Consider the following 26,003-nt stretch of genomic DNA (forward strand, 5'->3'; position numbering starts at 1 on the left):
GCTATCAACTAGACTGTACAGGATAATTAGCAGTTTTTATCCTCTGTATCTGCTTTTTGTTTCGCATCTTCACAAAGCTCTTTCAGCTTTTCTGCTGTTTTATCTGCTGCATCTTGCAATTTTTCAGCGCCTTGATCCAAGGCTTCACCCAGTTGCTCAGCACCTTGTTCAGTCACTTGCGCTGCTTTGTCGGCAGTTTCTTCTGCAGCCTTTGTCAGTTTCTCACCGGCCTGTTGAGCTTTTTCCTCAACCTGAACTTTCAGCTGTTGAATTTTATCTTCGGCTTTTTCAGTGTCCTGTTGACTGCAGGCGGCCATAGTGGTTGTCAGCAGGGCTGTGAACAATAGTGCTGACACTGAGGTGTAAGTTTTCATCGCTATCTCCATTAGCCGTTTCCGGCATAGTAAATCTTTAAATCACAGTACAGGTGACTGTTATGAACTATCTTACCGCTGTTTTATGAACCCAGGCTGTCTTGGTTTTTTTACTGACCCAAGCCGCTGTTCATGCTGTTTACGTGAGGATGGGTAAGCAAAACAAGGCAGAAAAAACAGACATATCCAATAGCAGCAACACCGAAAGACTGCTGCTGTGCCTGCTGAATTCATGGCATAATCCTGCCCCTGAAATCCAGAAGTGTGAGTAAAGCATGGCGAAAAAACTAAGTGTGGTGCAACTAAAACAACAAGCCAATGTGCTGAAGTCACTCGAAGTAGTTGAACAGGCCGCTGCGCCACTTTATGCGGATTTTGTTGGTTGCTGGTTCAGTATGGAGTTTGAAAACTTTCCTGGCTCTTTGCTGGTGCGCTGTCAGTTTAACTCCGAAGCAGCTCTCGCTGCTGCGCTGGAGCAAAAGCTGGATCTGTATTTTCAAAAACAAATTCATAAGCAGTTGTTTAAATGTGGCATTTTAATCAAAGACATCAAAAAGCATGTGGTGTTAACCACCTTATCTGCTGAAGATTAACCAGCTTGTGAAAATGCCTGCTTTGGCTACTCCGCAAATTGAGGTAGCATAAACGCCATTTGGTTTTAAAAAATTTGGCGTATGACGGCTGATTTTGTTTTTCCTGTCTCTGCAGAGCAGTTACAACTCTGGTTTCACCCTGCCACCTTTCATAAGGCGCGGGCCTATTTTTTGGCTGGAAAAGTAGTGCAACTGGATTATGAGCCTGACTTTTCGCAAATCCGCAGTCAGGTCTGGGGTGATGGTTTTAGTCCTTTTAAACAGCTGATTTCTATTTCTGAGCGTGATGGCCAGGTGCAAATGACCGATTCCTGCACCTGCTCTGAAGGCAACAGATGCAAACATGTGCTGGCCGCTTTACTGAAATTGAAACATCAGTTGGATCAGTTGCAGCAAAAAGCTGTGCAGCAGCCGGTGCGACAGCTGAATCAATGGTTTAGTGAAGCCGAGCACTACAATCCTCCTGCAAGTACAACAAAGACTGAAGATACTGTGTTGTATGAACTACGACCTAGTAGCTTAGGTTTACAGCTTCTGCCGAAAAGGGTGAAACAAGCCAAAAATGGCAGCTTCAGCAAAGGAAAAATCATTGCTCAAAGTGAGCTTGCCGGCCAAATCCGGCCTTTATGGCTGGCCGAAGATGACTACAGATTATTGCAGCAGTTTTTTGCTTTTGACTTACGCCGTCAAGCCTTGCTGGAGGATCAGTGGGGTTATCAGCTGCTGTTAAAAATGCTGGAAACTGGCCGTTGTGTGCTGGACGAAGAACGCCGTGAATTAAGCTGGAGCGAGACACTGCCACTGCAGTTACGCTGGCTGAAAAGCAAAGCGGGCTGGCAGTTATTGCAACTGATGCCTAAAGAGCGGGAACTGGAACTGGTCTACACAGATCCGCCTTGTTATCTCGACCTGGTCAATAATCAGCTGGGTTTACTCGAAAGTGACATCAGTGGCCGCGAGTTAAAACTTTTAATGCGGATGCCCCCTGTGCCGGCTGCAGTTTTGCAGGACAGCATGAAACGGCTGCAGCAAATTTTCCCCACACTGAATTTGCCTGTACCGGACGACAGCGCTGTGCAGAAAATTGAAAGTAAACCCCTGCCTGTGTTGCAGCTGAAGTTACTGACGCAAAAAAACAAAGTCAGCAAAGCTGTGGCCTTGCTGCAGATGGCTTATGGCCCACATTTACTGCCGTTGGATTTGCAGCAATCCCAAACTCAGTTGCAACTGGATAACCAGACGGTTTTTATCCGCCGCGACCGCGATAGCGAAATCAAGGCCTTGGAAACTCTATCCCAGTATGGCTTGCGTTCTGTTCCGGTTGAGCAGTCGAGTCTTGCTACGAGTGGGGCCTATTTTGATTGCGGTGAAGGGCCGGAAAACCCGCTGTTATGGCAGCCTTTATTGCAGGCTATTCCAGAGTTAAAACAACAAGGCTGGCGTATTGAGCAGGACAAAGCCTTTAATCAGGCGGTGATCCACGCCAAAGCTTATTTGGAAGTGACAGACAAAAACACCGGTGGTTTTGGTTTAGCTATTCAGGTGGAAATTGATGGCCAACACATTCCGTTGTTGCCTTTAATCACGCAGTGGTTGCGCAGTTATGGTTTGCCCGCAGCCGATGAAACTTTATGGCTCAGTTTACCGCAAGGCAAATTACCTTTGCCTGTCAGTCTTATTCAGCCTTTGATCGACACCATAGTTGAACTGTTAAACCTGAAAAAAGCACCGAGCGAAATAGAGCTGCCAGACTACAAAGCCGCCTTGTTACCAGGCCCTGGTGCTGAAGAAATCCGTTATTTAAATGCTGGTCGGTTGCAGCAGTTAGTCACTCAATTGCATCATTTTGACGGCATTGAAGATATTGCAGCTCCTGTCAGTTTAAAAGCTCAATTGCGGCCTTATCAGCAGCAGGGCTTAAGCTGGCTGTGTTTCCTGCGCCGTTTCGGTTTAGGCGGTATTCTGGCCGACGATATGGGCCTGGGTAAAACAGTACAAACCCTGGCGTTTTTGTTGCATCAGCAAGAATTGGGTTTGCTGAAGCACCCGGCTTTAATCGTCTGTCCTACCAGTTTATTGGGTAACTGGGCACAGGAAGCAGCACGTTTTGCCCCTTCACTGAAAGTACTGACTTTATATGGCCCTAAACGTCAGGCGCTGTTTGATCAGCTGGAAAACTACGATTTGATAGTCACCAGCTATCCGCTGTTGGTGCGGGATCTTGCCTATTATCAGACACATCACTTTAGCCTGATGGCGCTGGACGAAGCTCAGCATATTAAAAATGCCGGTTCACAATCTGCGCAAAGCGCCAGGCTGGTCAAAGCTGACTTTAAACTGGCGCTCACAGGCACACCGCTGGAAAACCATTTGGGTGAACTTAAAGCCTTATTTGATTTTGTCCTGCCGGGTTTATTAGGCACTGAAGCTCGTTTCCAGCAGGTATTTCGCAAGCCGATCGAAAAGTCAGCCGATGCTGAGCGGGCGCACGCGCTGCGCCAGCGTATTGCACCTTTTATGTTACGCCGTACCAAAAAGCAGGTCGCGACAGAGTTACCTGATAAAACCGAAATTCTGCAGCTGCTGGAGATGGAATCTGATCAGCGCAACTTGTATGAAAGCATCCGTTTAATTATGGAAACCAAAGTGCGGGAACTATTTTTGCGCAAAGGCGTAGCCGCCAGTCAGATGGAGTATCTGGACGCGTTGTTAAAACTGCGTCAGGCCTGTTGTGATGCGAGGTTATTGCCGATAGAACAAGCACAGTTGGTACAGAACAATGCCAAGTTGCAGTGGCTGCGCGATACCTTGCCTGACATGATAGAGGAAGGCCGTAAGGTGCTGATTTTCAGTCAGTTCTCCAGCATGCTAAGCCTGATAGAGCAGGAACTGCAGTATATGGATATCAGCTACAGTAAGCTGACAGGCCAGACCAAAAAACGCCAGGAACAAATAGACGAATTCCAGCAGGGTGATAATTCGGTATTTCTAATCAGCTTAAAAGCTGGCGGCACAGGCTTAAACCTGACAGCAGCTGATACTGTGATTCACTACGACCCCTGGTGGAATCCGGCCGCGGAAAATCAGGCGACAGACAGGGCTTATCGTATAGGTCAGGACAAGCAGGTATTTGTGTATAAGTTGATTATCAGTAAAACTGTGGAAGAGAAAGTGCAGCAGTTACAGCAGTTTAAACAAGGTTTGGCTGACCAGATTTTCAGTTTGGGTCAAAGCCATATTTGGCAGGGGGAGGCACAGGATCTGTTGGCGCTGTTTAGCGAGGATTGAACTCCACAGGGGCAATCCCGTTCGACACCGACCCGGCTTCTGGTCGGGCGGGGACAAGCCCCCGCCCCTACATTTGGGCTAAACATAACGTGAAAAAAATTATGAAAATCAAATGTATAGTATTTTCCCTGCTGTGTTCTGTCAGTTCAGTTGTGCTGGCTGCTGAACCTTATGACCCTATAGCGCCTTTAATCGAAAAGGCGATCGCTGATAAGCAATTCCCCGGTGCTGTGGTGTTAGTAGGGCGTGGCGATCAGATGTTATACCGCAAGGCTTTTGGTTTCAAAACTTATTCGCCTGCAGCGCCTGTGATCGCAACAGATACTGTGTTTGATTTAGCCTCCTTAACTAAGCCTGTAGTCACAGCAACTTTAATTATGCAGTTGGTGGAACGGGGCGAGTTACGTTTAACAGACCCTATCGGTAAGTACCTACCGCAGCTGACCGATGCTGAAGTGAAGAAAGTCACTATGTTGCAATTACTGACCCATAGTTCAGGTTTAGCCGATGGTTTCGATCGGCGTGAATTCTGGCAGGGTAAAGCAGGCTTAGATGCTGCGCTGGCAAAGTTGAAGTTAAAAACCCAACCCGATCAAGAGTTTGTCTATTCGGATATAGGCTTTATTTTATTGGGTTTGGTGGTGGAGCGAATCACAAAACAGCCTTTGGATTTAGTAGCCGAGCAGCGCATTTTTCAGCCCTTGCAGATGAAAGACAGTCGCTATTTGCCTTTGGGTACTGCGCTGCAGAATACTGCTTATCTGCAACGTATAGCCCCCACTGAAAACCTGAAAGGGGATGCGGATTATCAAAAACTATTGCCGAATTACGCTCAGCCTTATTTACATGCGGTAGTACATGACCCAACAGCTCAGCGTTTAGGTGGAGTAGCAGGGCATGCCGGTATTTTTGGTACAGCAGAGGATTTGGCCTTATTTGTCCAAATGTTGCTGAACGGAGGAGAGTTAAAAGGCCAAAGAGTATTATCTCCTCTGGCAATACAGAGATTGTTGACTCCCTTTGTTATTGGTCGCCAAAGCCGGGCTTTGGGTTGGGACATGGATACGCCTTATTCGGCGCCTAAAGGGGATTTAATGCCGCCAGGCTCTTTCGGTCATACAGGCTTTACCGGCACCAGTATCTGGATAGACCCAGCCAGCCGCACTTATATCATTCTGCTATCGAACAGAGTTCATCCCAATCGAAACAGCTCTATCACAGAGCTTCGTGCCAGATTGGCCAATATAGTGGCTGCTGCTATTAATGTACCAATTGCTCGCGGTTTTTCTGGATAAAGCTGTTCACTTGATGCAGTTCCAGTGGTCGCTCGTACAAATAGCCCTGTAAAAAGTGTACCCCTGCTTTTGTCAGTTTTTCAGCCTGTTCAGCAGTCTCAACCCCTTCAGCTACCACCTTATAACCCATGTTGGCGGAAATACTCATCACAGCTGATACGATCGACATGCCGTTCAGGTCGAGCTTGTCGATAAAAGACTTATCTATTTTTACAATATTGACATTTAAATCCTGCATGGCTGACAAGGATGAATAACCTGTACCGAAGTCATCAATAGATACCTTAATACCAAGGCTTTGCAGGTGTTTGATGATAAAGAACAGATTGTCTTTGTCACCAGAAAACACAGATTCAGTGATTTCGATGTGCAGAAAACGAGCCTCAATACCGTAATGCTGGATCATATCTTCGACAGTCACGGCAAAACTCAGATCTTGAAATTGCACTACTGATACATTAACGCACACAGAGATCTCGCCATAAAGTTCAGTTAAGGTTTTGATTTCCATACAGGCATTGTGCAAAACCCAATAGCCAATTTGTCGTATTTTCCCTGTTTGCTCTGCCAGGCAGATAAACTCGTCTGGTGCTATGTTTTCGCCATCCAGCTGCCAGCGTAGTAAGGCTTCAAAAGCGACAACGGCAGTATCAGATGCACGCACTATAGGGTGAAATACCAGGCGGAACTCGGCATTCTCTATGGCGGTATCTAACCTGTTGCGCAGGAAGATTTCCCTTTTCATTCTGCTGGCCAGATGATCATCAAAAAAGGCCCAACGTTGGCTGATACTGGATTTCTGGTTGTACATAGCCATATCGGCTAACTGAATTAACTCTTGTTCATCCCTACTGTGGTCAGGGAAAAGTGCTATGCCTATGGTCGCGCTGATACGGATCCTGTGCCCCCGTATATCCATAGTGTTGGAAATGCCTTCCACCAACTGCCCTGATAACAGCACTAACAGCTCAGTATCATTGCTTGGAACACAGATCAGAAATTCGTCGCCGCCCCAGCGGCATAAAATCATCGCTTCAGTACAGCAGGCTTTAATTCGTTGCGCTGTCAGCAGCAATACCTCATCGCCGACACTATGGCCTATACTGTCATTGACTCTTTTAAAACCGTCCAAATCTACAAACAAAATAGATAAGCCTTTGTTTAATTTAATAGAATTTTGTTTTATTTCCCGCACATGAGACAAAAAAGCTGTTCTGTTAAATAATCGGGTTAACACATCCAAATTGGATAAATCATAGATTTGTTTGGTTCTGGCTATGACCTGATCTTCCATATTCTCCAGCAATAGCTTGTTTTGATGGCGTAGCTCAATAGATTTAAGGGTGAAGTCTGCCGATTTGATCGCAGACACTATCATCACCATTGAAAAAAATAATCCCAGTCCACCCAATAAGGTCTGAAAGTACTCAGGCGATAACAACAGCAAGATAGAAAAGGGGAGGAGTAAGAGCATGGAGTAAATGACAGAGGTAAATTTGTCACCCGATAAAATATTTACAGCGCCTCCTGCCATAGCTGAAACAATGATGATGCTGGTGGTCAGTTCACTTTGTTCAAAATAGCGATAAAAATACAGGCAATAGAAACACCAAAGCAAAGCTGTAGTGAGAGCGCCCGCTGAGAATCTGCGTAAATCTTTGCGCTGGCCTTGGTATCCCTGCCGGACTTTGCGCGCCCAGATTATAGAGTCTGCCAGCCTGAACAGGAGAAGCAGGTTCATCACTAGCCACCACTGTATTTTTTCTTCGCTATTGTTTGGTTGTAAAAAACCAAAAGCCAAAGTACCAGAGGCGAGTATTGAAATGAAAACTCCAGCATAACTATTTGAATATAATAAATTTATTTTATCGTGTTGATGCAGTTTTTGCAGTTCATCTTCATTCCCCATAAAGCATCCTGTTTTCTTCATTGGGTGTTTGAGTATCAGCTATCCGACGGACGGCTAACAGGCGGTTAAGAGACTTCTCGCATCAAGATACTGAGTTGGAAGTTATATTCAGTATGGCAGTAATTTTTCAGGTCAAGGTGGCAAAAGTGATAAGTTTTGCTGTCCAAAGACTATTTTCTGGCTCTGCTAAAAAATAATTTGAGTAATCACTTTAAACACTTAGAGTGATGACTGCTTTTAGTGGCTACCGCTATCGGAATTACAGGGTATAGCTTTGCTGAATTGTTAACTAAAGTGTTACAGCTGATTCAAACAAAAAAGCATTATTGCAGTGTAGCAGGGCTTATTTTCGCTATAAAGTGCCATTGCATTGTTATTTGGCTGTTCTATCTTGTACTGGGATTTGTAACTTGGTATCACGGAAATGATGCAAATAAAACAATAAATTTACAGGCAAGGACAAACGAATGAAACTACTAAAAATAGCGGCAGCCACATTGGCACTGCTGAGCTTACCTCTCTCTGCAGCGTTAAATGGTCATCCTGTCGTCTTGGTGCATGGTTTTCAACCTGCTAATTTAGCCGACAGGCCAACAGCTAGCGATGTTACCAGCAATGGCGCTGATTACTGGGCTGGCTTTTGGTTAAGTCGTGCTGATGCTCGCATCGATTGGCCATCACAAGAACGTATTACCGGAAAAATTGCCACAGACTATATCTGGCCAAAACTACAGCAGTTATCCCGTGCCGGCACCTGCGCTAACGGCTGTATTTTTGTCAGCCACTCCACAGGAGATTTAGTCACCCGTTATATCATCGACAATCAGGCCTTATGGCTACAAAACGCTGGCTTACAACCTTTGAGCATTATCGCCAGTTTTGACTTTGCCGGCGCCGGTGGTGGTGTTGAGCTGGCAGATTTAGCGGTGAATGTGGCCGGAGGCAGCAGCTGGACAGACGCAGCTTTGCGGGCTGCTTTATCTTTATGGTTAGGCCAGATGCCGTCGCCTTCCAATATCGGTGTGCTGAACGATCTGCGGGTAAATACGGCGCGGCAACTTGCCAGCTTCCCAACCAGTCGTGTACCACGTTTACGTTTTGCTGGCGCAGGTTCTGATTTTCTAAATGCCACAGGGCCATTTTTACCTGGCACTGATGATGGCGTGGTTGCCAGTCATTCCAGTTGTGGTGCTTCTGTTGTTGGCTCTTTTGATAGCTGTAGTGCCAATGTGGCTTTTGATGGCAAACTAGCCAGCCAAAGCCGCGGTGTGAAAGGCTTTATGCCCTACCACTACCCCATGCTGATGGGCAATGACTACAGCCACAGCGGTTTGATTGAAAATAGCCGCGATGGCGAAGTAACAGCTGCCAATGCCAGAGCTAATTACCTGAACGCCGAAGCTTTGCAGTTCCAGACCTATCAGCAAAAACGCGGCTGGTGGGTGTTTGCTACTAACTATTTGTTAGTGACAGGTTCGGATCGTCACAGTATGTCGTCTTTAGTCAGTCAGGCTGCTGATTAATGCAGAAGAAAGTTTTGTTAAGTCTGCTGCTGGTGCTGATAACACTGGCAGTTTTTTGGTTGTGGCCCAAAACTGAAACTGCTGTTGTTTCGGCTGGTAAAGCACAAGCGCCAGTTGTTGCTGATCCCCAAAAAGACAGCTTGGCTGAAGTAACTGAGCCAGTGCAGATGGATCAGTATCAACAGGAAGAGTTGCAGCAAAGTTTTAGTCTATTGTCGCAGGTATATGCGGCTGAACTTAGTTATCCGCCTTACTCCAGGCCTTTGTCGGCTGCCGATTATCAGCTACTCAACCCCAATCATTTTGACACTGTGGCTTTGCCGCTGGAAGGTGGCGCCAGCGCCAGTCTGGTGTTGCCCAAGTACCGCTTTAGCTACCCTGAAACTGTGGTTTTTACTCTGGTAATGGAAGGGGTATCACCACAATATGCCAGAGCTGAATTACGTGAACAACAAAGCGGCAAAGTGTTGGCGCAAGCTGACTTAACTGCCACACCGGACTCCACTGAATGGCCGCATCAGTTTGATGCCAGTGAAAACTGGGATGGAGCTATGGAGTTGGTGGTGCTGTTTGAAGCTGAAGGTAAAACCCAACAATTGCAAACAGGGCTGGATTACAGCTATCCAGTCGCAACTATCACGGGTATTGGCAGCAGCAGTACCCGTGGTGCTGATTTAGTAATACCCGTGCAGCTGGATGTAAAAAAAACCGGTATGTATCGCTTAAGAGCCAATTTATTTACCGAAAGCAAACAGCCTTTGGCTGTGCTGACGGCAGAGGGGAAACTGACCGAAGGTGCTGCCACTTTGGATTTAAAAGCATTTAAACAAGTATTACAGCAACAAGGTGGGCCTTATTGGCTCGGCACTTTTGTGCTGGAATTACGTTCCGCCAGGCCAGGAGAAGTCAGCCGCTACGGCGATAGCAAAGAACCTGGTTTTATGGTGGACGCCATTAACTTTGGCCAACTCAGTGACGAGCCTTTTGTGTTAAGTGACGAAGAAAAGCAAAGACTGCTGTTTTTGCAGCGGTTAGCGGATGGAGGCTGAGCTTCTGATTTCGTGTTGTGGTCAAAAGCCGGGGAAAATTCGAAGCTGCGCAGATACAACAAAACTCTCGCCTGAAAAAGCATAGTCTGCAGGTGAATTGCTGTTTTACTATTTTTCCATATATTTAGTGGTAAAGGCTCTGGCTGCCGTAGTTAAAACTAAAGTTAGCTCCTGCTGGGGCTGCTGTTGCTGCAGCGCAAGGATGCCGTCCCAGCTTTTACCCTATTGCCGAACCAGCCTTTGTCTCTATTTTGTTGCTCCGCTGCCTGGTCTACACTGGTTGCAGAATCACTGCTGCGCACCGGATTTCATCACCTATACTCACTAGGGTGGTGTGCAGGCTTGGAGTGACAGCGGTTTCCCGATACAGCACTGAGATCTGAGGCTTTGTATCCGGTGACTTAGACTTTAGTCGCAAACCTCTGTGGATGGTTTGACAGTTGCTTACAGAACAGAAACACTGCCGTGAACTTAGTATTTCAGAGTATCTAGACTCTGTTGTAGTTTTCTTTTGCCATGTTGTCTTCTGGCCTCTATTGATGGGAAGTCGTTATGGAAAATGTTCGTGTTGTAGTGGTTTTTCTGGTGTTGTGGTTACTATCACAAGTAGTGTATCTGTGGCTTGGCTTCAATACCTGGCTGTTAGTAGCAGTAAATTTGTTTGTTGTCGCAGGTTTTCTGTTGTGGGCTGGCCGGAAACAACCAGAAGTGCAGCAGCAACATCAGCCCAATGCGCTGGCGCAAAGCGCTCACTCTATTACCGAAGCGACCTCTAAAATGGCGATAGGTGCTGCCGAAGTTTCCTTTTATATCGATGGTTTAATTAAAGATATCAAACACAGCGGTGACGACTGTGGTCAGATAGGTAGTGCAGCTGCAGGCCTGGCCGATACCAGTGGTCAGTTGACCGACAATTTGCAGCAAATCAGTCAAAGTATTACCCAGACCGCGAATGCTTGTAGTACGGCCGATCAACGTCTGCAAAAAAGTGTAGGTAATATCAACCAGCTGGCAAATGCCGTAAGTGCTGCGGCCACTCAACTGGAGCAACTCAAAGGCAGCGCAGACGATATTCAGCGTATTACCGAGGTGATCACCAGTGTCGCCAATCAAACCAACTTACTGGCACTGAATGCTGCTATTGAAGCAGCACGGGCAGGTGAACAAGGTCGTGGTTTTGCGGTAGTGGCTGATGAAGTGCGGGCCTTGGCGGGGAAAACCTCAGAAGCCACCAAAGATATTGCTAAAATGCTGGCTGATATTCGCAGCCAAAGTGAGCAAACCGCTGACGTGATGACGCAACTGGTGCAACTTAGTGCTGAGGTGCAGCAGGAATTGCAATCTGTAGCTTCTGGCTTTAATGGTATTAACACAGAAGTTGGGCAGGTATCTGCGGCGCTGGAGCAAATAGAGCAGGCCAGCACTGGGCTGGAGAATACCAGTCAGCAAGTGGGGCAGTCTATTCAGAGTATTAACAAAGCCTTGTCAGCGATAGAATACAAAGGGAGCTCAGTAGCTGAACAGGCCATAGAGTTGTCAGTAGAAACTGAAAGTATTTACCGTGAACTTAGTGCTGTCACCAACCAGAGTTTCTTTAACCCAGTGTTAAAAGAAGCGCAGCAAGCTGCTGCAGCTATAAGCGCTTTATTTGAAAAAGCGTTGAGTGACGGTAAACTAACCGAACAACAGTTGTTTGCCGAGCAGTATCAGCCTATAGCCAATACCAATCCACAAAAATTCCATACTGCTTACGACAGTTTTACCGACCAGTTTTTCCCGATGATCCAGGAGCCTATTTTAGAGCGGCATAGCAATGTGTTGTACGCGGGTGGCGTGGATCGTAAAGGTTATTTCCCAACTCATAATAAAAAATACAGCCAGGCCTTAACGGGGAACTACGAGAAAGATTTACTACAAAACCGCACTAAACGCGTCTTCGGCGACCGCACCGGCAGCCGCTGTGGCAGTAATACCCAGCCTATGCTGCTGCAAACTTATAAACGTGATACAGGCGAAATTCTGCATGATTTGTCGGTGCCTATTATGGTGAAAGGCCGACATTGGGGTGGCTTTAGAATAGGCTTTAAGCGGGTTTGAATAAGGTTCTGATTATTACCGGAGGCAGCCGTGGCATAGGTGCTGCTACTGCAACACTGGCTGCAGCTCAGGGTTATCAAGTCTGCGTTAACTATCTAACCAATCAACAGGCCGCAGATGCAGTAGTTGCTGCTATTCGCTCTGCAGGCGGCTATGCTGTGGCTATGCAGGCCGACCTTGCTGTTGAAGCAGAAATAGTGGCGTTGTTTCAGCGTGTTGATCAGGAATTAGGGCCCTTAACTGCGCTGGTGAATAATGCAGGCATTTTGGAGAAACAAAGTAGCCTGCTTCAGATGGATCAAGCCCGTTTGCAGCGGGTTTTTGTAACTAATGTTGTTGGCCCTATGTTATGCGCGCGTGAAGCTGTGAAGCGTATGTCGACAAAACTAGGTGGCAAAGGTGGGGTCATTGTTAATGTCTCTTCTGTAGCATCCCGTTTAGGTTCGGCGGGTGAATATATTGATTACGCCGCGTCAAAAGGTGCATTGGATAGCTTCACTATTGGTTTATCCAAAGAAGTGGCTGAGCAGGGTATCCGTGTCAATGCCGTACGGCCGGGTTTTATCTATACGGATATTCACGCCAGCGGCGGTGAGCCTGGTCGCGTTGACCGCATTAAAGATGCCATTCCAATGAAACGAGGTGGTCAGCCGGAAGAAGTTGCTCAGGCCATTTTATGGCTATTATCCGAGCAGGCTTCTTATGCTACCGGTACTTTTATCGATTTAGCGGGTGGGCGGTAAATGGATAGGCTGCAGCTGCTTAAACCTTTTTTACTTCCAATTTCGCTGCATCGAACAACGGAATATAACCTTGCTGTTCAGATAACCGGATATCAATCCAAAGCAGCACTTCATCTTTGATCTGTGTAGCATCTTTCACATCGAAGTTTGTTTCCACACTAAAACTTATGCTGCCTTTATTGCCAGCAGTTTTAATCTGAGTTTGCAGTTGTTTTAAGGTGTTCACTCCGGCCTGGTCGAGTTTAAATTGATAAGTTGTGACCTCCATATCCGCACTAAACAGACCTGTGGCGCGTTTCTGTGAGACTTTACTCAGTTGTACTAAACCAAAAACAGCTTCAGTACTTTTGTTGACCTTGTCTAATTGAACAGTCAACTGCAGTTTAGTTGAATCCGGCTCCAGACTAAAATCATCACCCACACTGACTTTTACCAGCATCTGATTTGGGTCCAGTGTGGTCAGGGTGTTTTCATCAAACTGGCTGACTGTAGCCATAGTGCTAAAAGGGATTGAGGCACAGCCTGATAACGCCAGCAACGCAGATAAAATTACAACAAAACGCATAATAACCATCCTTGGAAAATATCACTTTATATTGTCACTATAACCTGACCAATATCTATATTTCTCGCTGTATTCTCAACTGGACAACAACAAATCTGAGCAGGCAGGTTGTAACCTATCCATCGGAATTCTTTACCTTCAAACTGCCAAAATTTTGCCTGAATGTCTGGCTGAATAATTTGCTGGATCAGCAACATAGCTTGCATAGCGCCGATAATTCCAAGTAAAGGGGCTATTACACCTAAGCTACTGCAGTTACCGGATTGGTCTGTGAGTTCAGGGAATAAACAGCTGTAGCAGGGGCTTTGGTTATGCGCAAAAGGCCAAAGCATCAACTGGCCTTGTTGGGCTATGGCCGCTGCACTGATCAGGCTGATTTTCTGTTGCTGGCAAAGCCGATTAATCAGTTTACGGCTGTGGAAATTATCAGTGCAATCCAGTACCCAGTCCGCCTTTGCCAGCAAGGCGTCGGCATTGTCGGTGCTAAAATGCTGGTCGACTGCTGTAATTTGCACATGCGGGTTGAGCTGTTTAAGCTGGCGCGCTGCTACTTTGGCTTTGTTAAGGCCTTTGTCGCTGTCACGAAATAATATCTGCCGTTGCAGGTTAGATAACTCCACTTTATCGCCATCAACCAACGTCAACTGGCCTAAACCTGATGACACCAGATACTGACTGGCAGCATTGCCTAAACCGCCACAACCTATCAGCAACACCTTCGTTTGTTTTAGTTTTAGCTGAGCGGCTTCGCCAAAGCCGGGTAACATCAACTGGCGGCTATAACGGATAAATTCTAAATCACTGAGCATGGCTTTTGCTCCAGTTGGGCCTCGGCGATCAGCTGCTGCATTTGTTGCACCCAAAGTTTTGGATCTGACGCTTGAGCAAAGCCTTGCACCACGGCTAAGTGCTTGATACCACTTGCCAACACAGCTTTGGCATTGGTTGCATTAATGCCACCAATAGCCACCAACGGGAGCTTTGGGAATAAGGCCGGATAGCGATAAAGCTTCTGCAGCCCCTGTAACTTGCCGCCCATCTCTTTGGTTTGAGTGGTAAAAACTGCACCTATCGCCAGATAACTGGGCTGGAGTTGCTGTGCTCTTAACAGTTTATAAAAACCATGATTGGATACACCCAACCGAATTCCGGCTTGTCGCAAAGCCGCTAAGTCTGCTTGATCAATGTCTTCCTGGCCTAAATGCACACCATAAGCGCCAAGCTCCAACGCCAATTGCCAATGATCGTTAATAAAAAGCTGAATATCAGGGTGCTGACAAAGCTGGACTGCCTGCCGGATTTGTTGCCTCAACAGCGCCTGTTCTATGTTTTTAATCCGTAGTTGCAGGGTTTTTACTCCGGCGTCTAAAGCTCTTTTTAACTCTGTGACCGAAGGCACTATCACATATAAACCTAAAGGCGCTTTCAGTGGCGCAAAGGCCTGGTCTGGCGGCTGCAGATCATCCGTTAGCAGCTCTGGTAAATACTGCGGATCAGTGGGAAAGCCGCAGTGTCCGACAGTGCCTGACCAAGGGTTGACCGCAACTGGTAGACTTAACCCTTGATTGATATAAGTTTTTGCCACTACAAAGGCATCTTCCAGCGCATAACCTAACGCCAAAGTTGCCGCCAAAGCACTACTGAAACTACAGCCTGTGCCGTGGTTAAAACTATGCTGTTGGCGTGGGCTGCGAAGGCTGACTTGATGGGTATAAGCCGGATAACCGCGGTAGCGAAACTTAGCGCTGATAAAAAGCTGGTCTGTGCAAGCACTGGTATCTGCATGGCCGCCTTTCACCAGTACAGCTCTGACGCCAGTAGTGAATAGCCGTTGTACCGCCTGCTCAGGGTCTGAGCTGTGGGTTAAAGCTTGAAGCTCTGGCAGGTTAGGTGTAAGCAGATCAAGTTGTGGCAATAAATACTGGATAACCGTCTGATATAATTCGGGTTCAGCCATAGTTGAGCCTGAACTGCTGATAGCTACAGGGTCATAAATCACCAATAAGTCAGGCAGGCTTTGTCTGAGCTGTTGTAAAAAATCAGTCAGCCAAAGCACCTGAGCTTTGTTCACCAGTAACCCAATTTTTATCACAGCAGGCTGCGCATCTTTGAGTAAAGCTATAGCTTGTTGTTGCAGCAGATCGACAGAGACCGCCATGCAGGCATCGACCCCAGAACTATGCTGGGCTGTAATAGCTGTCACTAAAGTACATAAGTGCAGAGGCTGTTCTGGGGCAGAAAAACTCTGAATGACTTTTAAGTCGGCCTGAATACCAGCGCCTGCGCTATTGTCTGAACCTGCGATGCTCCAGAGGATTGTTGCTTGATTTGCTGCATGAGTTGTTTGAATCATGGCGCCTCCTGTAACCAAAACGGCATGCCAAGCACTGGTGTCGAAGGGCTGGCAAAGTCCTGTTTTGGCATAGCGCCCGCTAAAAATGCCGAGCGGCCAGCTTGTACTGCCTGCGAAAAAGCCAAAGCCATCACTACAGGATCTTTGGCTAAAGCCACGGCAGAATTCAGTAATACACCATCAAATCCCATTTCCATCACCTGACAAGCGTGACTGGGCAAACCTAAACCTGCATCTACTATTAAAGTGGCGTCTGGTAAACGTTCCCGTAAAGTCCGCAGCGCATAAGGGTTTAACACACCTAAACCTGAACCTATAGGTGCCGCCCAGGGCATCAGCACTTTGCAGCCGAGTTCGTACAGCCTTTTGCAAAGTACCAAATCGTCGGTGCAATAAGGCAATACGTCAAAGCCATCCGCCAGCAGTTGTTCGGCTGCTTGTAGTAATAAAATCGGGTCGGGCTGCAGGTTGTAGTCATCGCCTATCAGCTCCAGTTTTATCCAATTGGTCTGGAAAATTTCCCGCGACATCTGCGCTAAGGTCACAGCTTGTTGTATTGAATGGCAACCTGCGGTATTGGGTAGCAGCCTGAGTTTTAAATCGCGGATCAGCTGCCAGAACTGCTCGCCACCTTGTTGTTCAGGCGCTTGCCGACGCAAGCTTAAAGTCACGGCTTCGCAGCCGCTTTGCTGCAAGGCTTGTTGCATCAGCGCCGGGTTTGGATACAAGGCGCTACCTAAAATCAGCCTGCTGTTCAGGGTTTGGCCATATATGTTGAAGCCTGAGTTCATATTTAACCTCCTGCTATAGGGCTAACAATATCCAGCTGATCACCGGCTTGAAGCACTGTGTCTGAATACTGGCTTGCAGCAATAAAACAGCCATTTAAGGCCACAGCAAAAGGGGCTTTAAAACGCGGCAATAGCTCGTTTAATTGACTGGAGTTTAAGATTTCGGTTTTACCATTCAGCCAAATGCTTAGCTCTGTGTTTAGATGCTCAGCCATAACACAGCTCCTTAGTTTCGCTGAACTGCAGTAAAGCCAGTTGAGCCACTTGTTCAGCCAAAGCCGGGCCCAATAAATAACCATGGCGATATAAACCATTGACCCGAATAAGGCCTGGTTTTTGCTGTATTTCAGGCCTGTTATCCGGTAAAGCAGGGCGGGCCGAAGCCTGTATGCTTAGAATCTCTGCCTCTGCAAAAGCAGGGTCTACTGAATACAAAGCCGAGAGCAGTTCCAGTGTCGAACGCACTGAAGGGCCAGATTGATCGGATGATTCCAACTCTGTAGCGCCCACCACAAAAATACCCTCGCCCTTGGGGGCTATATAAAGTGCATAACGGGGATGGAATAACCGCACAGGGCGGCTTAGTTTCACTGCTGGTGCTTTCACTCTGAGCACTTCGCCCCGTACTGGCCGCAATAGTGGTAATTCAGTAGATGCACCTAAACCACGGCAATCAATCACCAAATCAGCGTGCTGTAACTCACCATTACACCAGATTTGATCGCCTTTACACTCAACAGCAGACTGAGCTTCCAGCGATACACCTCTTTGTTGCAATAGTTGCAGGGAATGCGTTAAAAAAGCCTGATTATCCAGCTGGCCTTCGCCCGGCAAATAACAACTATGTTGAAAACGCTTGGCTAACGAGGGCTCAAGTTCTGCCAGTGCAGTTTTAGTCAGCCATTTGGGCTGATAGCCTGGCTGAGCTTTAATTTGACTGACCAAATGCAATAACAGGTGCTGTTGCTGTGGGTGTGCCAGCAGCAAAGCCCCTTGCTGCTGCAGGCCAAAATCCGGCAGTTGCTGTTGCAACTGGTGCCACAACTGCATGCTACGATAACCCATCTCCACTAAATCCTGCTCTAAAAGCACAGATTCCGCCAAAGGCGACAGCATAGCGGCAGCAGCAACAGCAGCTTTGGGTTGATATAGCTCTTGGGTAGGGGTAAAACTCGCCTTTTCCAGCAGGCGAATACGGGCTGGCTTTGGCCAAAGTCCGGGTTCGGACAAAGCCAAAGCGCATAATTGCCCCATTAAACCGCCGCCCAGAATAAGCAGCGTCGGGCTCATAGCTGTGACTCCTCCAGCGCTGACAGTGTTTTATCTGAGCCGTGGTACAGTTCTGCACCGGACTCTCGGAATTGCTGCGCTTTTTTCTGCATCTCTGCTTGTTGCTGCTCTGTATCCAGCTGTTTCACTTCAATACTGGCCGCATAGTCGCGCACATCCTGGCTGATTTTCATCGAGCAAAACTTAGGGCCACACATAGAACAAAAGTGCGCCACTTTGCCGGATTCCTGTGGCAGCGTTTGATCGTGATAAGAGCGGGCGCGTTCCGGGTCTAAACTTAAATTAAACTGATCTTGCCAGCGGAACTCAAAGCGGGCTTTGGATAAGGCATCATCCCTGATTTGTGCACCGGGATGGCCTTTGGCTAAATCGGCGGCGTGAGCGGCAATTTTGTAGGCAATCAAACCTTCTTTAACATCGTTTTTATCAGGTAAACCCAAATGCTCTTTGGGCGTGACATAACAAAGCATAGCGCAGCCATACCAGCCAATCTGAGCAGCGCCAATAGCTGATGTCAGATGATCGTAACCCGGTGCTATATCTGTGGTGAGTGGGCCTAAGGTATAAAAAGGCGCTTCGGCGCAGTAGTCCAGCTGTAACTGCATATTTTCACGAATCAGCTGCATAGGCACATGGCCCGGGCCTTCCACCATAACTTGCACATCTTTAGCCCAGGCGCGGTGTGTTAGTTCGCCTAAGGTTTTCAGCTCGGCAAATTGTGCTTCGTCATTGGCATCGGCTATAGAACCAGGGCGCAGGCCATCACCCAAACTAAAGCTGATATCGTAAGCACGCATAATGTCGCAGATATCGTCAAAGTGTTGATATAAAAAGTTTTCCTGATGATGCGCCAGACACCATTTCGCCATAATAGAACCGCCGCGCGAGACTATGCCGGTCAGGCGCTTGGCCGTCATAGGCACATAAGCTAAGCGCACTCCGGCGTGAATAGTAAAATAATCCACCCCTTGTTCGGCTTGCTCAATTAAGGTGTCGCGGAATAATTCCCAGCTTAAGTCTTCGGCTATGCCACCCACTTTTTCCAGCGCCTGATACAAAGGCACAGTACCAATAGGCACAGGACTGTTGCGGATAATCCATTCGCGGGTTTGATGAATATAACGGCCAGTGGATAAATCCATCACAGTATCAGCGCCCCAACGGGTGGCCCATAGCAGCTTTTCCACTTCTTCTTCAATAGACGAGCTGACCGCTGAATTGCCGATATTAGCGTTCACCTTCACCAGAAAGTTACGGCCAATAATCATAGGTTCAATTTCAGGGTGATTGATATTGGCAGGCAAAATAGCACGGCCTGCTGCTATTTCCTGCCGGACAAATTCAGCGGTAATTTGTGTGGGTAAGTTAGCGCCAAAACTCTGGCCCGGATGCTGGGTTCTATGCTGAGTTCGGGCTTCAGTGGCTGCTGCCTGATTAGCGCGGCTTAAGTTTTCCCGAATAGCCACGTATTCCATTTCAGGGGTGATAATGCCACGACGGGCATACGCCAGTTGAGTCACAGCCACACCAGCTTTGGCTTTGCGTCTTTCTGTTAAAGCCTCAAATCTTAAGCTTTGCAGGCTTTCATCCAGCCACTGCTCTTTGCTGTAGACAGAACCAAAATCGGTGACCAGCTCCGTATCGCCACGCTCTTTGATCCAGTTGGTACGAAGGGCTGGCAAACCTTTACGGATATCTATTTTGGCATCTGGGCAGGAATAGGGACCTGAGGTGTCGTACACACGAACCGGTGCATTGGGTGCAAATAATGGATTGTCTTTGGTTCCGCCAATTAAACTGGGCTGTAGTTCAATTTCACGCATACCGACTTTCACGCCGGGCAAGTCACCTTCGATATAGACCTTGCGGCTGGCGGGATAAGGCTGGCCCTGAAACTGCTGAATAAATTGTTCGGCAGCGGCGCGGGTGGCACGACGGTTTTGATTTTCTGACATATAAACTCCGATGAAATAATTAAATAGTTAATTTTCAACAGAGCTTGGGAAAAGCGTGGACAGCCATCAACAGATGAGCCGAATGAGTGCGCCAACAGGCAGACGGATCACCGCCGCTATTAGCGCTCTTGTTTCCCTCCGCAGGTATTATCCTGTTCAGGTTCCACGGATTCCGCCCAAGGGCGGTCTCAGCTGACAAACAAGGTTTGTGCAGCACTCCGACAAGCTAAGTGCAGCCAGCATAAACAGCTTTTTTTCAGGCGGCAAGGGGAAATTGGTGGGGTCGTTGTTTTGGACTTGCGGTTTCTGTGAGCTAATTGGTGGCGGTCATCGGCGTAAAGTTTTCCTAAAAGTGGATAAAAAATGTAGGGGTCGGGTTTATCCCGACCCACTCAACGTCAAGTCTTAAGCCGTGTTTCACACTTTATTTTATGGTGAGAGGGTTTCGTTACTTAGTATTACCTATCAATGACTTAGCCTCAGAAGGATGATGCATGGCAATCTGATGCTGATTGTGCAGGGCAATGTAAAATATTCTGGGAAAAACTTAGATCTTGTGCGACTTAATCGAAAGCTCAAAACCACAGGCATGGGCATATTTCACCAGCGTAGACCAGCTGGGGTTGGAGTTACCTTTTTCTAAGCGGCTGATATTGCTCTTTTGTGTCTGCATCCTTTGTGCAACCTGTTCTTGCGTGAGCCCGGCTTTAGTGCGCATGGAGAGCAGTTGATCAATAAAGTTAAATTCAGCCTCCAACTGCTCGTATTCAGCTTTTACTTCAGGATTATCTAAAGCACGTTGTTTTAGTATTTGCAGACTCATAAATGTTGAACCTCTTTTTGTCGTTCGCGAGCAGGCGTTAACGCTATTTACGCGACCAGCTTAGTTATCTTATAAGATAACTTTCGGCAACGTTGTTGTCTATTCGTTTAGCTTCAGTGGTGAGGCGTAATTCTTGATACCCCAACCCTGCGACAATATGTCACATGGGTAGCAACGGAACTTTTTAGTAAAATCAGGGACATGCAACTAGCTATTTCCTGAAGGTTTTTATGAATTTTCCGCTATCCCGCCTGACTCTTGCTTTAAGTTTAGTTTGTTTTCCTGTCACTGTGCTTGCCGCTGACCCGGCAAATAAAGACGATGAGGAGATAGAGCGGGTCTCGGTCACAGGCCAGGTATTGAATAGCCCTGGTCAGTTGATCATGGACCCTAAAGCTGCGCGTCAGCCTTTGCCTGCCCACGATGGTGCTGATTATTTAAAAACCATTCCGGGTTTTTCTGTGACCCGCAAAGGTGGCGCTGATGGCGATGCTTTATTCCGTGGTATGGCAGGTTCGCGTTTAGGCATTTTGGTCGATGGTGAAAATATATTGGGAGGCTGTAACTCCAGAATGGATGCACCAACTGCTTATATTTATCCTGAATTGCATGACTCGATGACAGTGATTAAGGGGCCACAATCTGTGATTCATGGCGCTGGTCATTCCGCTGCTGTGATTTTATTTGAGCGCACTACCGAAGCTTTTGAGCAACCGGGTTACCGCGCACATCTGAGTGCTACAGGTGCCAGTTTCGGCCGTCATGATGAGCTTGCCGATCTGCAATTGGGGCAAGAAAAGGGCTATTTGCTGTTAAGTGGCAGCAACTCTCAGTCGGACAACTACAAAGATGGCGATGGCACTGAAGTGCATTCGCGTTATCAGCGCTACAGTGGCAATATTGCATTGGGCTGGACACCGGACAGCGATACCAAAGTCGAACTGTCTGCGTCACGCAGTGACGGTGAAGCTGCTTATGCCGATCGTGGTATGGATGGCAGCCGTTTTTTACGCGATAGCCTGAACTTCAGGGTCGAGAAAAATGCCATTAAACCCTGGTTGGAACAAATCAAATTCCACGCTTTTGATAATGAAGTTGATCATCTGATGGATGATCAGCAATTGCGTAAGCCCGGCATGATGGGTTACGCCAACCCATTGCGTGAAACCAAAGGTGGCCGTTTTTCTGCAGTGTTAGTGCCTGCAAGCGCTCACAAGCTGACCTTGGGAGTTGATCACCAAGAAAGTGCACACAGCTCACGTTCTGCGCCAGTTTCAGCCATTTACACCAACTGGCTGGATGATGCCGAAGTGTCACAGTTTGGTGTTTTTACTGAGTGGCGTTACGCTGCTTCGCTACAAAACACCCTGGTGGCGGGCTACAGATGGGATCATTGGAAAGCTGAAGATCAGCGTCTGGTGATTAAAGGCATGATGAGCTCAGTACCTAATCCAACAGCTTTAGATCGCAGAACTAACGACTTGCACAGTGGCTTTGCCCGTTTTGAGCATAAGCTTGCAGAGCAGCCTGCTAGTTGGTACCTGGGGCTTGGCACAACGTCCAGATTTCCTGATTACTGGGAGCTAATCGCCAAAGAAGCGGCCGGCAGTATCAGTGCTTTTGATAGCTTACAAAGCGAAATCACTACTCAACTGGATACAGGTTACCTGTTTAAAAATGACAAAACCCAATGGTCGGTTTCAGCCTTTTACAATCAAATTGACGATTTTATTCTGGTTGATTACAGCTCAAGGATGAAAAGTAACGGTTTCGTTCGCAACATAGATGCCAGCAGCTATGGTGCTGAGTTGGGCATACAGCACAAGCTGACAGCGCATTGGCAAACTGAAGCTACTCTGGCTTATGTGCGTGGTGAAAATGACACGGATGGCACAGCATTAGCCCAGTTATCACCACTAGAACTGAAACTGGGTTTAAGTTATGCCCAGGATAACTGGTCTGTTGGCTCGCTGGTCCGGGTGGTGGATGCACAAAACCGCTTTGATCTGAATAAAGGCAATATAGTGGGCAAAGACTTAGGGGCAACACCGGGTTTTGCTGTGTATTCACTGAATGCCAGTTGGCGTCCAATGGCTAGTTTGTTATTCACCGCTGGTGTGGATAACCTGTTTGATCGCACTTATGCTGAGTTTGTCAGCTGTGCTTCCGGCAATGGTATGGGCGGCGCTATACCGGGTTACGTGCAAACAGGAAGAGTGAATGAGCCAGGTCGCACGGCCTGGCTGAAATTACAGTGGAACTGGCAGGGTGATTTTTAAAGCACCACTGATAAGTTTATTCAGTGGCACGGCTTATCGCGAACTCAGGTTGTTTAACTTAGCCGCAAGAAGATTCAGCCAATTTATGCTAATTTGCTTGCGGTTGCCATTTTGAAAAGACTTGCCTGTGGACAGACGCCATTTTTTAACTTTAAGCAGTGCCGCTGCTGTAGCTACGTTATCCGGTTGCCAGTTCAGCCCTGTTACTGCTTTGCCAGAAGCTACAGACTGGCAGCTGCTCAAGGCCAGTTTTTCCGGCCAGTTGCTATTTCCATCAGAGAACGGTTTTAGTCGTTTTTATAAAGCGGCCAATTCCCGTTACGACTCAATTATTCCAGCTGTGATAGCGCGTTGTGCCACTAAGGCCGATATACAGCTGGTTTTAGCTTTTGCCCGTCGTTATCAATTGCCTATTACAGGCCGCAGTGGCGGGCATAATTATGCGGGTTACTCCAGTACTCAGGGTATTTTGCTGGACTTAGCTTTGATGGCCGATATTCAGTTGCAGCCAGAAGACAACACAGCCTGGATTGGCGCTGGCGCTAAATTAGGCGATGTATACGACCAACTGAGTAAAAAAGGCCGCTCCATTCCGGCAGGCAGTTGCGTAGGTGTGGGTATTGCAGGTTTAACTCAAGGCGGCGGTTTTGGTATTGCAGACCGATTATACGGTTTAACCTGTGATGCAGTGCTCGAGGCTGAACTGGTGACAGTGGATGGCGAAGTGCTGCGTTGCAGTGAGCAGCACAATGCAAATTTATTCTGGGGTTTACAGGGCGGTGGCGGTGGTCAGTTTGGCATAGTCACCCGCTTTAAATTTCAAACTTTTGCCACTAGCGATATCTTAAGTTGCAGGGCTTCTTTTGCGTTGAAAGACGCTTTAGCTGTGCTGAGTGCCTGGCAAGACTGGAGTCAGCAGTTACCAGAACAGTTATGGTCGCAAGTGGCTTTATGGTGGAGCGGCGATACAAAACGTGAACTGGTGGTACAAATACGTCTCACCAGCCTGGGGTTGACTGAACAGGCCAAGCAATTATGGCAAAACTGGTTGCAGCTTTTGAAAGTAGAGCCGCTGACCCAGGAAGTGGCTTTGCATTCCTATCGGGATTTTATGCTCAGTGATTGTGATGGGTTGGAGATGTCTGAATGCAAACTGTCACATCAGTCGGAGCAGGCCAAACTGAACCGCACTGCAATGACCGGAAGTTCGGATTTTTTTAATCAGCCTATTAATCAGGCTGGTTTAACAGCTTTGCTGGAACAGGTGCTTAAGCGACATCGGCAGGGGTTTTCAGGCGGTATTTTATTCACCTTGATGGGCGGTGCTATTGGTTCAGTTGCCATAGATCAGACCGCTTTTGTACACAGGGATGCGGTATTTTGTGCTCAATATATGGTGAGTTACCCTGTGGGTACTGATGAGACTTCATTAAAGAATGCTGCGCTTTGGGTCAATCAGATGCGTACTGTTATGCGGCCTTACAGTACAGGTGGGGCTTATTTAAACTACACAGACGCTTTACTTAAAAACTGGCCTGATGCTTATTATGCGGGTCATTACAGCAAACTACAGCAACTGAAAGGCCGTTACGATCCACAGTGGTTACTACGATTTGCACAAGGCATCACACCAGCCTGACCTAAGAGGGATATCAGAGGATGAAGTTTAAGCTATTGAATTTATTATTTTTATCACTAACCCTGCCAGCTTTCAGCCTTGTGGCTGAACAGAAAATCCACAGCACAGATTTTGTGGCTGATGGGGTTTTTCATGCCGCTATTGAAGGCCCGGCTACAGATCAAAACGGCTATCTGTATGCAGTGAATTATGGCGTTGAAGGCACTATAGGCAAAGTCAGTCCAGAAGGTGAGGTGAGCTTAGCTTTGACTTTACCTAAAGGCAGCATTGGCAACGGTATACGTTTTGACCAAAAAGGTCTGATGTATATAGCAGATTACACAGGCCATAATATTTGGCGTTACGACGGAAAACAGTTGCAGCTGCATGCTCATCAGCCTTTGATGTTTCAGCCAAACGATTTAACCATAGCCACTAACGGCGTGATTTTCGCCAGCGACCCGGACTGGAAAAACCGCAGAGGCCAGTTGTGGCGTATTGAAACAGATGGCAGATCCAGTCTGGTCGAAACAGAAATGGGTACCACCAACGGAGTGGAAATCAGCCCAGACCAGACCAGGTTGTATGTCAATGAAAGCGCGCAGCGCAGAGTCTGGGTTTATGATTTGGATGACAAATTTAACGCCAGCAATAAAAGACTGTTGATCCAGTTCCCTGATTTTGGCTTAGACGGCATGCGCTGTGATGCTGCAGGCAATCTTTATATAGCGCGTTATGGTAAAGGTGTGGTTGCTAAAGTGAGCCCGGACGGCACTTTGCTGAAAGAATACAAGTTAAAAGGTGAGTTTCCGACCAATGTCACTTTTTCGCAAAAAGACCCAGGCTTGTTATATGTCACTATGCAAAAACGTGGCGCTGTTGAGCTGATAAAGCTCTGACGCAAAAAGCTGCTTTTTTGCAGCTTTCATCGAAATTGGCTTGTGTGGTTAATGCACCTGATAGTGGCGGCAAAAAAAGTCGATCACTTTGTCCGGATCAGGCCTGGTCAGCATTTTATGTTTCAGCGCTAAACCTACTGCGAGAGCTCTTAAACTGTCATCTAGAGGTGCACCTGCAGGCTTTTTAATTTGATGATGCTGAAACAGAAAATTCAGCGCAGCTCCAGCATAAGAGTTCACCGAGTGCGAAGGCAGTAAACGCAGTTCCTGCAGCCTTACTCCAAGTTCACGCATGCGTTGTAAGCGGTTGGCTTCGTTCATGTATGTCTCCTTTCAACAGCAGTAAAACCTGATGTTTCTATATCTGCCGTGATCGGGAAAGCTTTAGTGAAATCCTTGCTACTGAATTTGCTATGGCCGTCGGGTAAGGAAAATGCTGGCATAAACTCAGCCGTTACAAGGGTGAGAAAATCAGCAAGTAGAGCGACTTGCGTCCGCTGAAAAGGAAAATGCCGCCATAAACCAGAACATCTGACAGAGGGAGGTCTTTGGAGGTACC

Annotated in this window: 21 protein-coding genes and 1 riboswitch; of the genes, 10 read left to right on the top strand and 11 right to left on the bottom strand. The window is 47.3% G+C overall.

Annotated features, from left to right (window positions below):
- Positions 1-26: 26 nt before the first annotated feature.
- Positions 27-374, bottom strand: a complete 348-nt coding sequence (locus tag EMM73_RS02510; protein WP_127684885.1) for a hypothetical protein — start codon at positions 372-374, stop codon at positions 27-29.
- 275 nt (positions 375-649) lie between these two features.
- On the opposite strand from EMM73_RS02510, the gene EMM73_RS02515 reads away from it, so the two are divergent.
- From EMM73_RS02515 to EMM73_RS02525, 3 genes are all read left to right on the top strand, one after another.
- Entirely contained in the window at positions 650-967 is a 318-nt protein-coding gene (locus EMM73_RS02515; protein ID WP_127684886.1) for a hypothetical protein, read from the top strand.
- 81 nt (positions 968-1,048) lie between these two features.
- On the top strand, positions 1,049-4,255 hold the full coding sequence (locus EMM73_RS02520; protein WP_127684887.1) for a DEAD/DEAH box helicase: 3,207 nt from the start codon (positions 1,049-1,051) through the stop codon (positions 4,253-4,255).
- A gap of 101 nt (positions 4,256-4,356) precedes the next feature.
- Positions 4,357-5,550, top strand: a complete 1,194-nt coding sequence (locus EMM73_RS02525) for a serine hydrolase domain-containing protein (RefSeq protein ID WP_127684888.1) — start codon at positions 4,357-4,359, stop codon at positions 5,548-5,550.
- Here EMM73_RS02525 and EMM73_RS02530 read toward each other — a convergent pair.
- Positions 5,516-7,459, bottom strand: coding sequence for a putative bifunctional diguanylate cyclase/phosphodiesterase (locus EMM73_RS02530; protein WP_222422578.1), 1,944 nt, complete (start codon positions 7,457-7,459; stop codon positions 5,516-5,518). The two genes, EMM73_RS02525 and EMM73_RS02530, sit on opposite strands and share 35 nt — an antisense overlap.
- Positions 7,460-7,926: 467 nt before the next feature.
- On the opposite strand from EMM73_RS02530, the gene EMM73_RS02535 reads away from it, so the two are divergent.
- The 4 genes from EMM73_RS02535 to EMM73_RS02550 all read left to right on the top strand — a co-directional run bounded on the left by EMM73_RS02535 (position 7,927) and on the right by EMM73_RS02550 (position 12,871).
- Positions 7,927-8,982: a hypothetical protein gene (locus EMM73_RS02535; protein WP_127684889.1), complete on the top strand. Its 1,056-nt coding sequence runs from the start codon at positions 7,927-7,929 to the stop codon at positions 8,980-8,982.
- Positions 8,982-10,031 (top strand): hypothetical protein, encoded by a 1,050-nt coding sequence (locus tag EMM73_RS02540; protein ID WP_127684890.1) that lies wholly within the window; start codon positions 8,982-8,984, stop codon positions 10,029-10,031. Before EMM73_RS02535 ends, EMM73_RS02540 begins: the two co-directional genes overlap by 1 nt.
- Before the next feature lie 552 nt (positions 10,032-10,583).
- On the top strand, positions 10,584-12,128 hold the full coding sequence (locus tag EMM73_RS02545; RefSeq protein ID WP_127684891.1) for a methyl-accepting chemotaxis protein: 1,545 nt from the start codon (positions 10,584-10,586) through the stop codon (positions 12,126-12,128).
- Positions 12,125-12,871, top strand: a complete 747-nt coding sequence (locus tag EMM73_RS02550; protein WP_127684892.1) for an SDR family oxidoreductase — start codon at positions 12,125-12,127, stop codon at positions 12,869-12,871. Before EMM73_RS02545 ends, EMM73_RS02550 begins: the two co-directional genes overlap by 4 nt.
- A 19-nt stretch (positions 12,872-12,890) precedes the next feature.
- Here the strand turns inward: EMM73_RS02550 and EMM73_RS02555 are convergent, their stop codons facing one another.
- The 8 genes from EMM73_RS02555 to EMM73_RS02590 all read right to left on the bottom strand — a co-directional run bounded on the left by EMM73_RS02555 (position 12,891) and on the right by EMM73_RS02590 (position 20,648).
- On the bottom strand, positions 12,891-13,436 hold the full coding sequence (locus EMM73_RS02555; RefSeq protein ID WP_127684893.1) for a hypothetical protein: 546 nt from the start codon (positions 13,434-13,436) through the stop codon (positions 12,891-12,893).
- A 26-nt stretch (positions 13,437-13,462) separates the two neighbouring features.
- Entirely contained in the window at positions 13,463-14,245 is a 783-nt protein-coding gene (locus EMM73_RS02560) for a HesA/MoeB/ThiF family protein (protein WP_127684894.1), read from the bottom strand.
- Positions 14,230-15,789: a thiamine phosphate synthase gene (gene thiE, locus EMM73_RS02565; RefSeq protein ID WP_127684895.1), complete on the bottom strand. Its 1,560-nt coding sequence runs from the start codon at positions 15,787-15,789 to the stop codon at positions 14,230-14,232. The genes EMM73_RS02560 and thiE overlap by 16 nt, the downstream gene beginning before the upstream one ends.
- The gene (locus EMM73_RS02570; RefSeq protein ID WP_127684896.1) at positions 15,786-16,580 is read right to left on the bottom strand and encodes a thiazole synthase; all 795 of its coding nucleotides are present in this window, start codon (positions 16,578-16,580) and stop codon (positions 15,786-15,788) included. The genes thiE and EMM73_RS02570 overlap by 4 nt, the downstream gene beginning before the upstream one ends.
- Positions 16,581-16,582: 2 nt before the next feature.
- Complete coding sequence (gene thiS / locus EMM73_RS02575) at positions 16,583-16,795, bottom strand: sulfur carrier protein ThiS (RefSeq protein ID WP_127684897.1); 213 nt, start codon at positions 16,793-16,795, stop codon at positions 16,583-16,585.
- A complete protein-coding gene (locus tag EMM73_RS02580) occupies positions 16,788-17,870 on the bottom strand; it encodes an FAD-dependent oxidoreductase (RefSeq protein WP_127684898.1) in 1,083 nt (360 codons plus the stop codon). Before EMM73_RS02580 ends, thiS begins: the two co-directional genes overlap by 8 nt.
- Positions 17,867-19,825 carry a phosphomethylpyrimidine synthase ThiC gene (thiC, locus tag EMM73_RS02585; protein WP_127684899.1) on the bottom strand — a complete coding sequence of 653 codons (1,959 nt, stop codon included), beginning with the start codon at positions 19,823-19,825 and terminating at the stop codon, positions 17,867-17,869. The genes EMM73_RS02580 and thiC overlap by 4 nt, the downstream gene beginning before the upstream one ends.
- 115 nt (positions 19,826-19,940) lie before the next feature.
- Positions 19,941-20,056, bottom strand: a riboswitch (TPP riboswitch).
- A 316-nt stretch (positions 20,057-20,372) separates the two neighbouring features.
- Positions 20,373-20,648: a helix-turn-helix domain-containing protein gene (locus EMM73_RS02590; RefSeq protein ID WP_127684900.1), complete on the bottom strand. Its 276-nt coding sequence runs from the start codon at positions 20,646-20,648 to the stop codon at positions 20,373-20,375.
- 230 nt (positions 20,649-20,878) lie between these two features.
- Here EMM73_RS02590 and EMM73_RS02595 point away from each other — a divergent pair, with 230 nt between their 5' ends.
- The 3 genes from EMM73_RS02595 to EMM73_RS02605 all read left to right on the top strand — a co-directional run bounded on the left by EMM73_RS02595 (position 20,879) and on the right by EMM73_RS02605 (position 25,444).
- Positions 20,879-22,927, top strand: a complete 2,049-nt coding sequence (locus EMM73_RS02595; RefSeq protein ID WP_127684901.1) for a TonB-dependent copper receptor — start codon at positions 20,879-20,881, stop codon at positions 22,925-22,927.
- A gap of 127 nt (positions 22,928-23,054) precedes the next feature.
- Positions 23,055-24,566 carry an FAD-binding oxidoreductase gene (locus EMM73_RS02600; RefSeq protein ID WP_186435099.1) on the top strand — a complete coding sequence of 504 codons (1,512 nt, stop codon included), beginning with the start codon at positions 23,055-23,057 and terminating at the stop codon, positions 24,564-24,566.
- A gap of 20 nt (positions 24,567-24,586) precedes the next feature.
- The gene (locus EMM73_RS02605) at positions 24,587-25,444 is read left to right on the top strand and encodes an SMP-30/gluconolactonase/LRE family protein (RefSeq protein WP_127684903.1); all 858 of its coding nucleotides are present in this window, start codon (positions 24,587-24,589) and stop codon (positions 25,442-25,444) included.
- 48 nt (positions 25,445-25,492) lie between these two features.
- Here EMM73_RS02605 and EMM73_RS02610 read toward each other — a convergent pair whose 3' ends face one another.
- Positions 25,493-25,765, bottom strand: coding sequence for a hypothetical protein (locus EMM73_RS02610; protein WP_127684904.1), 273 nt, complete (start codon positions 25,763-25,765; stop codon positions 25,493-25,495).
- Positions 25,766-26,003: the final 238 nt, after the last annotated feature.

Origin of the sequence: Rheinheimera sediminis (genome assembly GCF_004005375.1) — a bacterium.
Taxonomy (GTDB): domain Bacteria; phylum Pseudomonadota; class Gammaproteobacteria; order Enterobacterales; family Alteromonadaceae; genus Pararheinheimera.

Bases quoted from the DNA above. Each gene is read 5' to 3' on its own strand.
- EMM73_RS02560 (WP_127684894.1), bottom strand. From the start codon at position 14,245: ATGCTCAGTGATTTAGAATTTATCCGTTATAGCCGCCAGTTGATGTTA.
- EMM73_RS02580 (WP_127684898.1), bottom strand. From the start codon at position 17,870: ATGAGCCCGACGCTGCTTATTCTGGGCGGCGGTTTAATGGGGCAATTA.
- thiE (WP_127684895.1), bottom strand. From the start codon at position 15,789: ATGATTCAAACAACTCATGCAGCAAATCAAGCAACAATCCTCTGGAGC.
- thiC (WP_127684899.1), bottom strand. From the start codon at position 19,825: ATGTCAGAAAATCAAAACCGTCGTGCCACCCGCGCCGCTGCCGAACAA.
- EMM73_RS02525 (WP_127684888.1), top strand. From the start codon at position 4,357: ATGAAAATCAAATGTATAGTATTTTCCCTGCTGTGTTCTGTCAGTTCA.
- EMM73_RS02590 (WP_127684900.1), bottom strand. From the start codon at position 20,648: ATGAGTCTGCAAATACTAAAACAACGTGCTTTAGATAATCCTGAAGTA.
- EMM73_RS02610 (WP_127684904.1), bottom strand. From the start codon at position 25,765: ATGAACGAAGCCAACCGCTTACAACGCATGCGTGAACTTGGAGTAAGG.
- EMM73_RS02570 (WP_127684896.1), bottom strand. From the start codon at position 16,580: ATGAACTCAGGCTTCAACATATATGGCCAAACCCTGAACAGCAGGCTG.
- EMM73_RS02530 (WP_222422578.1), bottom strand. From the start codon at position 7,459: ATGGGGAATGAAGATGAACTGCAAAAACTGCATCAACACGATAAAATA.
- EMM73_RS02540 (WP_127684890.1), top strand. From the start codon at position 8,982: ATGCAGAAGAAAGTTTTGTTAAGTCTGCTGCTGGTGCTGATAACACTG.
- EMM73_RS02605 (WP_127684903.1), top strand. From the start codon at position 24,587: ATGAAGTTTAAGCTATTGAATTTATTATTTTTATCACTAACCCTGCCA.
- EMM73_RS02545 (WP_127684891.1), top strand. From the start codon at position 10,584: ATGGAAAATGTTCGTGTTGTAGTGGTTTTTCTGGTGTTGTGGTTACTA.
- EMM73_RS02510 (WP_127684885.1), bottom strand. From the start codon at position 374: ATGAAAACTTACACCTCAGTGTCAGCACTATTGTTCACAGCCCTGCTG.
- thiS (WP_127684897.1), bottom strand. From the start codon at position 16,795: ATGGCTGAGCATCTAAACACAGAGCTAAGCATTTGGCTGAATGGTAAA.
- EMM73_RS02535 (WP_127684889.1), top strand. From the start codon at position 7,927: ATGAAACTACTAAAAATAGCGGCAGCCACATTGGCACTGCTGAGCTTA.
- EMM73_RS02515 (WP_127684886.1), top strand. From the start codon at position 650: ATGGCGAAAAAACTAAGTGTGGTGCAACTAAAACAACAAGCCAATGTG.
- EMM73_RS02555 (WP_127684893.1), bottom strand. From the start codon at position 13,436: ATGCGTTTTGTTGTAATTTTATCTGCGTTGCTGGCGTTATCAGGCTGT.
- EMM73_RS02595 (WP_127684901.1), top strand. From the start codon at position 20,879: ATGAATTTTCCGCTATCCCGCCTGACTCTTGCTTTAAGTTTAGTTTGT.
- EMM73_RS02520 (WP_127684887.1), top strand. From the start codon at position 1,049: ATGACGGCTGATTTTGTTTTTCCTGTCTCTGCAGAGCAGTTACAACTC.